This window comes from Companilactobacillus zhongbaensis, assembly GCF_003946515.1.
GTDB lineage: Bacteria > Bacillota > Bacilli > Lactobacillales > Lactobacillaceae > Companilactobacillus > Companilactobacillus zhongbaensis.
In genome coordinates this window covers 1-12,049 of the sequence record NZ_RHOM01000047.1, presented here as the reverse complement: position 1 = coordinate 12,049, position 12,049 = coordinate 1, and the positions used below count along the sequence as shown (strand labels likewise).

Here is a 12,049-nt window from a genome sequence, read left to right as displayed (position 1 = left end):
TATCTAGTTTTGAAGGTACGAGCACCAAAGTGTGGTGGCGATAGCAAGAAGGATACACCTGTTCCCATGCCGAACACAGAAGTTAAGCTTCTTAACGCCGAAAGTAGTTGGTGGGAAACTACCCGCGAGGATAGGTAGTTGCCACGCTTTGTAATAATGGAGGATTAGCTCAGCTGGGAGAGCATCTGCCTTACAAGCAGGAGGTCACAGGTTCGATCCCTGTATCCTCCATCCATTACGAGCCGTTAGCTCAGTTGGTAGAGCATCTGACTTTTAATCAGAGGGTCGACAGTTCGAACCTGTCACGGCTCATTTGCAACAAAATATACGCACAATGCGGGTGTGGCGGAATTGGCAGACGCGCTAGATTTAGGTTCTAGTGTCCAATGGACGTGAAGGTTCAAGTCCTTTCACCCGTATTGCAATGAAGCATGTTGCAAATGCATTCACAATAAAATAGCTTGCATAATTAATATAGTAATTATGCCGACTTAGCTCAGTTGGCAGAGCATCTGTCTTGTAAACAGGGGGTCGGAAGTTCGAATCTTCTAGTCGGCATTTTGCGGAAGTAGTTCAGTGGTAGAACATCACCTTGCCATGGTGGGGGTCGCGGGTTCGAATCCCGTCTTCCGCTTTCACTATAGATTATGCCGGGGTGGCGGAACTGGCAGACGCACAGGACTTAAAATCCTGCGGTAAGTGATTACCGTACCGGTTCGATTCCGGTCCTCGGCACTATAGTGAATATGCACCCATAGCGCAATTGGATAGAGTGTCTGACTACGAATCAGAAGGTTGTAGGTTCGACTCCTACTGGGTGCATTGTTTTATCTCGGGAAGTGGCTCAGCTTGGTAGAGCACCTGGTTTGGGACCAGGGGGTCGCAGGTTCGAATCCTGTCTTCCCGATTAGCAATCATTAGATTGTTTTGTTTTTGGCGGTGTAGCTCAGCTGGCTAGAGCGTCCGGTTCATACCCGGGAGGTCGGGGGTTCGATCCCCTTCGCCGCTATTTATTCCGGACCTTTAGCTCAGCTGGTTAGAGCAAACGGCTCATAACCGTTCGGTCGTAGGTTCGAATCCTACAAGGTCCATTGTAGGGATAAAGTTTTATATATATTCATTTTATTATTATCGCGGGATGGAGCAGTCTGGTAGCTCGTCGGGCTCATAACCCGAAGGTCGTAGGTTCAAATCCTGCTCCCGCAATTGTTAGTAATATGGTTCCTTGGTCTAGTCGGTTAGGACGCCTGCCTGTCACGCAGGAGATCGCGGGTTCGATTCCCGCAGGGACCGTAATTGGCTCGGTAGCTCAGTTGGTAGAGCAATGGATTGAAGCTCCATGTGTCGGCGGTTCGATTCCGTCCCGCGCCATGAATAGTAATGCGGGTGTAGTTTAGTGGTAAAACGACAGCCTTCCAAGCTGTAGTCGCGAGTCCGATTCTCGTCACCCGCTTTGCCACTTGTTATGGGCCTATAGCTCAGCTGGTTTAGAGCGCACGCCTGATAAGCGTGAGGTCGATGGTTCGAGTCCATTTAGGCCCACTAAATTTGGAGAAGTACTCAAGTGGCTGAAGAGGCGCCCCTGCTAAGGGTGTAGGTCGCGTAAGCGGCGCGAGGGTTCAAATCCCTCCTTCTCCGTTTTATATGACCCCTTGGTCAAGTGGTTAAGACACTGCCCTTTCACGGCAGTAACATGGGTTCAAATCCCGTAGGGGTCATTGATACATTCGTATCATATATTATATTTTTAGCATTAAGCATGGAGGATTACCCAAGTCCGGCTTAAGGGAACGGTCTTGAAAACCGTCAGGTCGAGAAATCGGCGCGTGGGTTCGAATCCCACATCCTCCTTACAACACAAAGGTTATTAATATCATCGCGGGATGGAGCAGTCTGGTAGCTCGTCGGGCTCATAACCCGAAGGTCGTAGGTTCAAATCCTGCTCCCGCAATTTGTTTTGTATTTAGTAATTTGGTTCCTTGGTCTAGTCGGTTAGGACGCCTGCCTGTCACGCAGGAGATCGCGGGTTCGATTCCCGCAGGGACCGTTAATGGCTCGGTAGCTCAGTTGGTAGAGCAATGGATTGAAGCTCCATGTGTCGGCGGTTCGATTCCGTCCCGCGCCATTTTGGAGGGGTAGCGAAGTCTGGCTAAACGCGGCGGACTGTAAATCCGCTCCTTCGGGTTCGGTGGTTCGAATCCACTCCCCTCCATAGATAGGGATATAGTTTAATGGTAGAACTATGGTCTCCAAAACCATCAGTGTGGGTTCAACTCCTACTATCCCTGTTTACTAATATTATGGCGGTATTGGTGAAGTGGTTAACACACCGGTTTGTGGCACCGGCACACGTGGGTTCGACTCCCACATACCGCCCTTCATTGGGTTATAGCCAAGCGGTAAGGCAATGGACTTTGACTCCATCATGCGCTGGTTCGAATCCAGCTAACCCAATTGCTCCACAATTGAATATGGCGGTATAGCCAAGTGGTAAGGCAGAGGTCTGCAAAACCTTCATCACCGGTTCAAATCCGGTTACCGCCTTTGGCTTATGCCTAAGTACTCAATATACACACCATGCCGGTGTGGCGGAATTGGCAGACGCGCGGGATTCAAAATCCCGTTCCTGTATAAGGAGTATCGGTTCGACCCCGATCACCGGTATAGATTTCAAGCAATTATTTAGATCATCTCTTATGAGATGATCTTTTTTTTTGACCTCAAATTCAGTTTTTCAGCATACAGTAAGCGTAGTAGTAATCAAAAATAACTACTATATAATCGCAACGTTAAGATCAACCAGAACTATCTTTATTCAACCAATGTCTTTGATATACTATAACCAAGATAGAGGGGATATTATGTTGAAAAAGTGGAGTTTGTTTTTAGGTTTCTTTACGGCTTTAATAGCTTTTTTTGCCATTTCTTCACCGGCATTAGCTGAAGATTCATACGACATCAACGATTACATCATGGACATCAAGATCGATGATGCTGGTAATGCTGATGTGGTTCAGAAGATAACTTATGATTTTGACGGTGATTTCAATGGTGTGTATTACAATGCTGACGTGAAGGGCATCAAAAGTATGTCGGATCCAACTGTTACTGTCGAGCAGTCACAGCAAAAAATCCCAGTGAAAAAGTCGAACAGTGGGGCTAATAACACTTATTCAATCGATAACACTGAAAATTACAAGAAGATCAAGATTTATCACAAGATCTCTGATCGTCCTGCTACCTTTACGTATCGCTATAAAATAAATGGGGCAGTAACTAATTATCTCGATACCGCTCAGATCAACTGGAAAGTTATTGGTGGAAACTGGGATAATGATATCGACCATGCTAAGATAACATTCCAACTGCCACAAGGAAACGTCCGCAAACTGCGTGCTTTTGCACACGGTCCGTTGAATGGGGAAACTAAGGTCAATGCTAAAAAGGGTCGGGTCACGTTAACGGTCGACAATTTAAGCGACCATACTTTCGTTGAAAGCCGGATATTGTTCCCAGATAGTGTTACGATCAACAACACTAACGTGGTCGGTAAGGAGATACTGGATCAAGCTCTTCAAGAAGAAAAAGCATATGCGGAGTCTGCCAATCAAAAACGTGCACGAAATCAGGCAATGGTGTATGCGTTGATCCCGATTTTTGCAATCGTCTTCTTGTTCTTACTCTGGAGAATTTTACGCGCATGGAAGAACAATCCTGATACGAACATTAAAAAGCCGATTCCATTGCATCATTGGTTTGAGATCCCAGATGTCAGTCCTAGTGTTGCCAGAATGATCGTTAAAAAAACAGATCACACTGATTTCATGGGATTAACAGGTGATTTACTCAATGAAGTGGCTCATAAGCGTTTAGATTTGAAACAACTCGACCATGATTACGAGATCATATTAAAGAGTGACGATGCAGATGCGTTCTTTAAATTCTTGATCCGTGAGATCGGTGATGGAAAATCCGTTAAGATGTCATCAATCAAGAAGTCCAAGAACTCTGATATTTATTACTACTATCAAAATTGGCAAGATAAAAACGATAAGGATCGCAATAAATACTTCAGCAAAGCTAACGAAAAGCTAAACTCAAAAGCCTCTGTTTTCTTAATAACGACGATTATTTTGGCAATTGTCTTAGTATTGGTTATTTTAGCTATGATGCCTAAGGGACTTTTATTTGCGATACCGACCGCACTGGTAGCTATCATTGTTGCAACTACAGTCAAAATAGTTTGCCATTATCGGATCATTGAATACACTCAACTAGGTATCAATAAAGCTAATGAATTCAAAGGCTTCCGGCAGATGTTGCGGGATATTAATGACATTAACGTGGCAGAAGTCGGTGATCTGATCCTGTGGGAGCAAATTTTGCCATATGCTGCCGCATTTGGTGTTTCGAAAAAGGTGATTGATGCCTTGAAACTCAAATTTGGTGAGCAGATTGTTAATGATGAACCAATTATTGGTTACTATTACTTTGGTCTCACTAACTACGCGGCTATGACTAACTTTGGACAGATCGTCAACAGTTCTTATGATTCATTTGATAAAACTCTTAACTCAGATTTTTCTAGCACTAATGGTTATTCAGGTGGTGGATTCAGTGGTGGAAATTCTGGAGGATTTGGCGGAGGCTCAGGTGGCGGGGCATTTTAAGTCACATTTGACGCCATTAATGACTATGCCTTAATACTTTTTTAAACTCAATTAAAAAAGTTATAAAGAAATAGTTTTGTAACGTCAATGTTATATTGAATTGGTATTATATTCACTGGAACGAAAAAGGGAATTGACGAGAGGACCCTCACAATTTTGTGAGGGTCTTTTTTTGAGGAAAACACTGACGTGATAGTCTTTATTTAATTATAAAAATACTATATATAGATTTTTGCGGAAATGTATATACAACATATGGCCTGAGTGGTAAGATATTACTCGTTGATTTTTTTAAGATCGGATGGAGGAATATAATGATGATCGTATTAAGCGGCACAATTGGTGCTGGTAAGAGTACTTTAGCAACAATTTTGTCAAAACATTTGGGAACTGAGGCTTTCTATGAACAAGTAGATGATAATCCAGTTTTGCCATTATTTTATAAGGATCCTAAGCAATATGCTTTCTTATTGCAAATCTACTTTTTGAACAAGCGTTTTGAATCTATCAAACAAGCTTTAGCTGATGATAACAATGTTTTGGACCGCTCAATTTATGAGGACGCATTGTTCTTCCACATGAATGCAGATATGGGTCGTGCAACTCAACAAGAAGTTAAAGTGTACGATGAATTGTTGGAAAACATGATGCAAGAATTGCCATATGCAGCTGCTAAAAAGGCACCTGATCTATTGATCCACATCGATATTTCATATGACACAATGATCAAACGTATCCAAAAACGTGGTCGTGACTATGAACAACCAGAACAAGATCCTACTTTAGTTGATTATTATCACAATTTGTTGAGCAGATATGACGACTGGTATGATCAATATGATTACAGTCCTAAGATGAAGATCAATGGTGATCAACTCGATTACGTTGAAAATGCTGACGATCTTCAAATCGTCTTGAATCAGATCGATACAAAACTTAGCGAACGTGATCTACTTCCTAAGATGTAAAGATAAATTTAAAAAGCTTTTTAGACGAGCCTCTGGGTTCGTCTATTTTTTTGCGATGGAGACGATATTTTGATAGATTCATTTGCTTATAATTAATAAACACGTTATGATTGATAATTGGCAGTTTCCACTGGTAACCTGCCCTAACAAAACCGTGAAAGGGATTTATTATGCATAATTTAAGAACGAAAGATATTACACGTTTGGCAATCGTTGCAGCTTTGTACGTTGCTTTAACGTTAACTCCAGGGATATCGGCTTTTTCTTATGGAGCAATTCAATTTCGGGTCTCAGAAATTTTGATGTTGTTAGTTTTCTTTAATCCGAAGTTCAGCTGGTCGTTGATCATTGGTTGCTTGATAGCCAATTTGTTTAGTCCAGCTTTGGGGGTAGCCGATTTAGTCTTTGGTACTTTGGCTACTACGATTGCTTGTTTATTGATCGTTTTGATCAATAATAAAAAAGCCTTGATCTGGTTAGTTTCAGTGATCTGTGCCGTAGTTAATGGCTTGATCGTCGGAGCAGAATTGTTCTTCGTCTTGAAACTTCCATTTTGGATGTCAGCAGGAACAGTTGCTGCTGGAGAATTCGTGGTCGTTTTGATTGGAACTTTGATCTTCGTATTATTAATGAGAAACAATAATTTTGCCAGAATAATCAAATAACAGCATGTGGGGAGATTTAGGTCTTCCTTTTTTGTTATAATCAACAATATAAATAGTATGAGGAGATGTTTTGATGAATATCGGAATCTTTACCGATACGTATTTCCCTCAAGTTAGTGGAGTTGCCACTTCAATTCAAACCTTAAAGAACGACTTAGAACGCAAAGGGCACTCAGTTTATATTTTTACAACGACTGATCCTAGTGTTTCGAAGTCAACGATTGAACCAAATATTTTTCGATTAGGTAGCGTGCCTTTCATTTCTTTCACTGATAGAAGAATTGCAGTCAGAGGAATGTTTCACGCCGTTGATTTGGCTAAAGAGCTGAAGCTCGATGTTATTCATACACAGACCGAGTTTTCTCTAGGACTAATTGGAAAGTTTGTTGCCAAGCAACTTAAGATCCCATTTGTACATACTTATCACACTATGTATGAGGATTACTTACACTATGTGCTCAACGGTCATTTGCTGAAGCCTTATCACGTTAAGCAAATGTCTCGAATGTTCATTAAGAACGCGTCGGGGGTGGTGGCTCCGAGTAAACAAGTAAAAGCAACGCTTGATCGTTATCAGATCGAAGCGCCAATTACGATTATTCCAACAGGTGTCGATCTTTCAGAATATACCAAGCCAGTAGATGCCTCAGTTGTTCGACAGAAACTAGGTATTTCCGAAGATACGCCAGTGATTTTGATGTTAAGCCGGATTGCTCTTGAGAAAAAAATCGATCACGTCTTACATAGTATGCCTGAGTTGTTAAAGCATGATCCAAAACTCAAGCTAGTCATCGTCGGTGGTGGACCTGACATGGATGAATTAGTTCAAATGTCGAAAGATCTCCAGATCGATGATAGTGTTATTTTTACTGGTGAAGTCGAACATGACAAGATTTCGCCATATTATCATATGGCAGATATTTTTGTGTCTTCCAGTGATACTGAATCACAAGGATTAACTTATATTGAAGCAATTGCTTCAGGATTAAAGATTGTCGTTAGAAGTGCGCCTTATACTGATCAATTGTTGACTGATCCGTCAGTCGGGGTAACTTTTAATCAAGATGATCAATTAGTTCCGAAGATCCTAGCTTATTTAGATCATCCGAATTCATTCGATGATAGGGATGCTCGTCAACGGATCCTTTACAATATTTCTTCAGATAAGTTCGGTGATTCGATCATCGGTTTTTATCACGGAGCACAAGAGTACTTTATCCGTGAAAAATTGTCTAATTCAACCATAGATCCAGAGGAGTATTCTAATGATTAAGATCACCATGTTTTCGACGGCAGATAAAGTAGCTGGTCAAGGTGTGGGTAGTGCTTACCTTGAATTGATCAACTTACTGAAGAGTCGTTTTAGTGATGAGTTCGATATTAAGATCAACCAATATGGTCGCTCCGACCTCAGTCACTATCATACGATCAATCCGACTTTTTACTTGTCGACTTTTTCCAAGAAACGAGGTCGCAAGATCGGCTACGTTCATTTTTTGCCAGAAACACTTGAGGGTAGTATCAAATTACCAAAGTTATTTAGAAAGATTTTTTACAAGTACGTCATTAGTTTTTATAAACGGATGGACCAGATCGTAGTTGTTAATCCAACTTTTATTGACAAGCTAGTGGCGCATGGTTTAGTGCGCGATAAAATAAAATATATTCCTAACTTTGTTTCCACAAAGAATTTTTACGAAAAGACACCTGAAGAAAAAGCAGCGTTCCGCAAAAAAATCGGTATCCCAGAAGATAAATTCGTTGTCTTCGGCGATGGTCAAGTCCAAGAACGTAAAGGGATCGATGACTTTTACAAGCTAGCGCAAGAAAACCCTGATATTCAATTCGTCTGGGCTGGTGGCTTTTCATTTGGTAAAATTACTGATGGATATGATCGTTATAAGGCAATGATCGAAAATGCTCCCGATAATATGACTTTTACTGGTATCGTTGATAGAAACGACCTAGTGAACTACTATAATATTTGTGACATTTTCTTGTTGCCATCTTACGATGAATTATTCCCAATGTCAGTGCTTGAAGCATTCAGCTGTGGAGCACCGGTTTTGCTACGTAATTTAGAACTTTACCAAGCTATTATTGATGGCTATTATCAACCGGCTGAAAACCGTGCTGAAATGGGTGACTTTATTCGTAAAGCTTGCAACAATCGTGCTCTGTTGAATGATTTCAAAGAGAAGTCTTTGAATGCAGCAGGTTATTACTCAGAAGATCATTTGAGTAAGATCTGGCATGAGTTTTATAATGATCAATTCAAATTGTATAAACAGGATAAATAATGAGTAGAAAAAACATTTTTGCATTATTAATAATGTTGGGGCTTAGTGCGGGGATCTTCTGGTGGGAAGCGAGAAAGATCGACTTTGATCACATGATTCACACCTTTAGAAATCTCAATTTCTTTTGGCTTGCTGTGGCGTTTGCTTCAATGTTGTTGTCTTATGCTGTTGAAGCCTGGGTTTTGCACACGCTTCTCAAAAAGGAGAACGATCGAAAGTTTGGCTGGTGGGAAATGTATCGTATTCCTTTGATCCAAGCTTTATTTAATGCGATAACTCCTTTTTCGGCGGGGGGTCAACCAGCCCAATTAGTAGGGATGATGCAATCAAAGATCGATGGTGGACGCGCGAGTTCTGTTTTGCTGATGAAGTTTGTGATATACCAAGGGATGGTATTGATCAACTTCATCGTTGCCATGGTCGTTAGTTTCCAAAGCGTCGCGAAACATTTTGGTGGACTAGCATTGATGATCGTCTTTGGATTAGTGATCCACGTAGTTACGATATCTTTTTTGCTAATGATAATGTATTATTATAGTTTCACGAAAAAGATGGTTCGAGTAGTCTTGAAACCAGTTTTATTTTTCCTGAAAGAAGCAAAACGTGATAAAATTCTAGAATCAGCTAATCGTAGTATTGATAGTTTTTATAAAGAAAGCTTAGTTTTGAAAGAGGAAAGGCAAAAGGTCATAAAGGCTGCTTTGCTGACCTTTTTGCAACTGCTATTGTATTATCTGGTAGTTTACTTTGTATTACTGTCTCTGAATGTGACTCATGTTAGTATGTTAGATGTCATAGTTATGCAGATCATGATCGTTATGATCACTTCGATTTTCCCAGTACCAGGGGGAACTGGTGGGGCAGAAGTTAGTTTCAAAGCTTTATTTGCCGGCTTTATTCCATCGGCTTCGGGATTAATTTTAGCTATGTTTTTATGGAGATTTATTACATACTTCTTCGGTATGTTTTTGGGGCTGATAGGTATTTCTAAGAAACCAAATTTAAAGAAAAGAAATATCACGCTAAAGTAAAATTATGGAGCGAAAACAAATGAAGCGTATTATAAAAAGCTTGTCAAATTTTTTAAATACTAGATTAGGCTTCGTCATCTTGGCTGTTGTTTTGTACACTATCAAAACAGTCTATGCCTATACGACGAAGTTTAACCTGGGTGTCAAAGGCTCACTTCAAACTTTTTTGATGGTCATCAACCCGATTCCCGTCATGTTGTTACTGTTTGGGATAGCCTTGTACATGAAAGGTAGGAAGTCTTATATTTTCTTATTGATCATCGACTTTCTAGATTCAGTTTGGCTATTCTCGAACATCTTGTATTACCGAGAATTTTCTGATTTCTTAACTATGGTCTTGATCAAAGGATCAGGAGCTGTTTCCAATAACTTAGGTAAGAGTATCTTAGGAATCGTTAAACCAACAGACTTCCTAGTCTTCCTAGATGTACTTATCTTGATCTTGCTGCTAGCCTTCAAGGTTATTTGCATGGACATTAAACGACTAAAATGGCGGATTCCCGTCTTAGTCAGCTGTTTAGCTGTCTTATTGTTTGGTGCTAACTTAACATTGGCCCAATCAGACCGTTCAGGACTTTTAACAAGAACTTTTGATAACAACTATATCGTTAAGTATTTAGGACTTAACGCTTTTAATGTTTATGATGTTATTAAAACTACTAAAACTAGTGCTGTTAAGGCACAATCAAAGAGTTCCGACCTTGATTCGATCAAGAAGTATATGAAGGACAACTATGCCCAACCTAATGCCGAATATACTGGCGTTGCCAAGGGTAAGAATGTTTTTATCATTCATTTGGAAAGTTTCCAACAATACTTGATCGACTACAAGTGGGATGGACAAGAAGTAACACCTAATTTGAATAAGCTTTATCATCAAAACGACACCTTATCTTTCGACAACTTTTTCAATCAAGTTGGACAAGGTAAGACTGCCGATGCTGAGTTAATGCTTGAAAACTCATTATTTGGATTACCAGAAGGATCAGCAATGGTTACAGATGGTACAAGTAATACTTTCCAGGCAGCTCCAGCTATTTTGGATCAACAAGGTTACACAACAGCCTCATTCCACGGGGATGTTCCAAGTTTCTGGAATCGTGACAATACTTATAAGTCATGGGGTTATGACTACTTCTTTAGTTCTAGTTACTACAAACAAAAGAAGAGTTACAACATAGGATACGGTATGAAGGATAAGATTTTCTTAAAAGACTCTGCTGCATATATCCAACAGCTCCCACAACCTTTCTATGCTAAATTGATCACAGTTACTAACCACTATCCATATACTTTGGATAAGAAGAATCAAACTATTAGTAAGACAGATACTGGCGATAGCACTGTAGATGGATACGTCCAAACTGCTTGTTATCTTGATGAAGCAGTCGGTGAATTCATGGACTGGCTCCAAGCAACTGGCTTAGATAAGAATAGTATGGTTGTCTTTTACGGTGACCATTATGGTATTTCTGATAATCATAAGAAGGCCATGGCCAAGCTCACCGGGATCAAAGACTTTGATGATTTTGACAATGCTCAATATCAAAGAGTGCCTTTCATGATCCATATGGATGGACTAAAGGGTGGAGTCAACCATACTTATGGTGGTGAAATTGATGTCTTACCAACACTTTTGAACTTACTAGGAGTGGATGATAGTAATATGATCCAATTCGGTAGTGATTTACTATCTCCAGAACATCCGCAAACCGTTGCCTTTAGAAATGGTGACTTCGTCACACCAACTGTGACGAAAGTAGGAAGCACATACTACAATACTAAGAATGGTAAAGTAGACAAGAAGATCTCGAGTGCCGAAAAGTCTAAACTATCCAATAAGGTCACCACAGAGCTATCCTTATCTGATCGTGTTATCAATGGAGATCTATTAAGGTTCTATAACCCTGAAGGATTTACCAAGGTCGATAAGAAGGACTATAACTACAAGAAGAGTCATGCTCTCAAAGAACTAAAGAAGGCAAGGACTAAGAATGGAACGAGTCTCTTAGCACAGAATGATAACAAGTCATTAGTAGACCTATACCAAACAGATGCACCAGAATTGAAATAAACACTAAGACGTCAGGCAATTGAGCCGGCGTCTTTTTTTATTGGCTCATCATTTTCAGAAAAAAATGAAAAAAATCAAAAAAGGGGTTGCATGAGTTAGAGTCTATTGGTAAGATATTATTTGTTGTTGCGAGAGAGCATTAACGTCAAGCCTAGCAAGCGAAAGCGAGCTAGCTTGATGAAAAATTATTTTAAAAAGTTGTTGACATGAGGTTGATGATTCGATATGATAATTAAGTTGCTCCGGTAAGGAACGACAAGCAATGAGATGAACTTGTTCATCAAGTTGCTAAGAAAATTATTTTAAAAAGTTGTTGACAGATAGTTGATAACATGTTAAAA

General features: G+C 40.2%; 7 protein-coding genes, 27 tRNA genes and 1 rRNA gene. All 35 read left to right on the top strand.

Annotation, left to right across the window (positions count from 1 at the left end):
• Positions 1-30: 30 nt before the first annotated feature.
• The 35 genes from rrf (at position 31) to EKM69_RS11470 (ending at position 11,708) form a co-directional block, all read left to right on the top strand.
• Positions 31-147: ribosomal RNA gene (rrf, locus tag EKM69_RS11640) — 5S ribosomal RNA — on the top strand.
• Between the two features lie 11 nt (positions 148-158).
• Positions 159-231, top strand: a tRNA-Val gene (locus EKM69_RS11635).
• An 8-nt stretch (positions 232-239) separates the two neighbouring features.
• Positions 240-312, top strand: a tRNA-Lys gene (locus tag EKM69_RS11630).
• Between the two features lie 24 nt (positions 313-336).
• Positions 337-419 (top strand) — tRNA-Leu (locus tag EKM69_RS11625).
• 66 nt (positions 420-485) lie between these two features.
• Positions 486-558: transfer RNA gene (locus tag EKM69_RS11620), tRNA-Thr, on the top strand.
• Between the two features lie 4 nt (positions 559-562).
• Positions 563-634, top strand: a tRNA-Gly gene (locus EKM69_RS11615).
• A 15-nt stretch (positions 635-649) separates the two neighbouring features.
• Positions 650-735, top strand: a tRNA-Leu gene (locus EKM69_RS11610).
• 13 nt (positions 736-748) lie between these two features.
• Positions 749-822: transfer RNA gene (locus tag EKM69_RS11605), tRNA-Arg, on the top strand.
• Between the two features lie 11 nt (positions 823-833).
• A tRNA-Pro gene (locus EKM69_RS11600) sits at positions 834-907 on the top strand.
• A 28-nt stretch (positions 908-935) separates the two neighbouring features.
• A tRNA-Met gene (locus EKM69_RS11595) sits at positions 936-1,009 on the top strand.
• Positions 1,010-1,017: 8 nt separating this feature from the next.
• A tRNA-Ile gene (locus tag EKM69_RS11590) sits at positions 1,018-1,091 on the top strand.
• Between the two features lie 41 nt (positions 1,092-1,132).
• A tRNA-Met gene (locus EKM69_RS11585) sits at positions 1,133-1,206 on the top strand.
• A 13-nt stretch (positions 1,207-1,219) separates the two neighbouring features.
• Positions 1,220-1,293 (top strand) — tRNA-Asp (locus EKM69_RS11580).
• 5 nt (positions 1,294-1,298) lie between these two features.
• Positions 1,299-1,371, top strand: a tRNA-Phe gene (locus EKM69_RS11575).
• Between the two features lie 11 nt (positions 1,372-1,382).
• Positions 1,383-1,453: transfer RNA gene (locus tag EKM69_RS11570), tRNA-Gly, on the top strand.
• A gap of 14 nt (positions 1,454-1,467) precedes the next feature.
• Positions 1,468-1,542: transfer RNA gene (locus EKM69_RS11565), tRNA-Ile, on the top strand.
• A gap of 8 nt (positions 1,543-1,550) precedes the next feature.
• Positions 1,551-1,638, top strand: a tRNA-Ser gene (locus EKM69_RS11560).
• Positions 1,639-1,646: 8 nt separating this feature from the next.
• A tRNA-Glu gene (locus tag EKM69_RS11555) sits at positions 1,647-1,718 on the top strand.
• Between the two features lie 43 nt (positions 1,719-1,761).
• Positions 1,762-1,851, top strand: a tRNA-Ser gene (locus EKM69_RS11550).
• Positions 1,852-1,877: 26 nt separating this feature from the next.
• Positions 1,878-1,951 (top strand) — tRNA-Met (locus EKM69_RS11545).
• A 22-nt stretch (positions 1,952-1,973) separates the two neighbouring features.
• A tRNA-Asp gene (locus tag EKM69_RS11540) sits at positions 1,974-2,047 on the top strand.
• 5 nt (positions 2,048-2,052) lie between these two features.
• Positions 2,053-2,125: transfer RNA gene (locus EKM69_RS11535), tRNA-Phe, on the top strand.
• Between the two features lie 4 nt (positions 2,126-2,129).
• Positions 2,130-2,212: transfer RNA gene (locus EKM69_RS11530), tRNA-Tyr, on the top strand.
• 5 nt (positions 2,213-2,217) lie between these two features.
• Positions 2,218-2,288, top strand: a tRNA-Trp gene (locus EKM69_RS11525).
• 15 nt (positions 2,289-2,303) lie between these two features.
• Positions 2,304-2,376: transfer RNA gene (locus EKM69_RS11520), tRNA-His, on the top strand.
• A 6-nt stretch (positions 2,377-2,382) separates the two neighbouring features.
• Positions 2,383-2,454: transfer RNA gene (locus tag EKM69_RS11515), tRNA-Gln, on the top strand.
• A 19-nt stretch (positions 2,455-2,473) separates the two neighbouring features.
• Positions 2,474-2,544, top strand: a tRNA-Cys gene (locus EKM69_RS11510).
• A 35-nt stretch (positions 2,545-2,579) separates the two neighbouring features.
• A tRNA-Leu gene (locus EKM69_RS11505) sits at positions 2,580-2,664 on the top strand.
• Between the two features lie 197 nt (positions 2,665-2,861).
• Positions 2,862-4,670: a DUF2207 domain-containing protein gene (locus EKM69_RS11500; protein ID WP_164505938.1), complete on the top strand. Its 1,809-nt coding sequence runs from the start codon at positions 2,862-2,864 to the stop codon at positions 4,668-4,670.
• A 317-nt stretch (positions 4,671-4,987) separates the two neighbouring features.
• Entirely contained in the window at positions 4,988-5,638 is a 651-nt protein-coding gene (locus EKM69_RS11495) for a deoxynucleoside kinase (protein WP_125711228.1), read from the top strand.
• A gap of 170 nt (positions 5,639-5,808) precedes the next feature.
• Positions 5,809-6,303 carry a QueT transporter family protein gene (locus tag EKM69_RS11490; protein ID WP_125711224.1) on the top strand — a complete coding sequence of 165 codons (495 nt, stop codon included), beginning with the start codon at positions 5,809-5,811 and terminating at the stop codon, positions 6,301-6,303.
• 73 nt (positions 6,304-6,376) lie between these two features.
• Positions 6,377-7,576 (top strand): glycosyltransferase family 4 protein, encoded by a 1,200-nt coding sequence (locus tag EKM69_RS11485; protein WP_125711222.1) that lies wholly within the window; start codon positions 6,377-6,379, stop codon positions 7,574-7,576.
• Complete coding sequence (locus EKM69_RS11480) at positions 7,569-8,603, top strand: glycosyltransferase family 4 protein (protein ID WP_125711220.1); 1,035 nt, start codon at positions 7,569-7,571, stop codon at positions 8,601-8,603. The genes EKM69_RS11485 and EKM69_RS11480 overlap by 8 nt, the downstream gene beginning before the upstream one ends.
• Complete coding sequence (locus EKM69_RS11475) at positions 8,603-9,634, top strand: lysylphosphatidylglycerol synthase transmembrane domain-containing protein (protein WP_125711218.1); 1,032 nt, start codon at positions 8,603-8,605, stop codon at positions 9,632-9,634. Before EKM69_RS11480 ends, EKM69_RS11475 begins: the two co-directional genes overlap by 1 nt.
• Before the next feature lie 19 nt (positions 9,635-9,653).
• The gene (locus EKM69_RS11470; protein WP_125711216.1) at positions 9,654-11,708 is read left to right on the top strand and encodes an LTA synthase family protein; all 2,055 of its coding nucleotides are present in this window, start codon (positions 9,654-9,656) and stop codon (positions 11,706-11,708) included.
• Positions 11,709-12,049 lie beyond the last annotated feature (341 nt).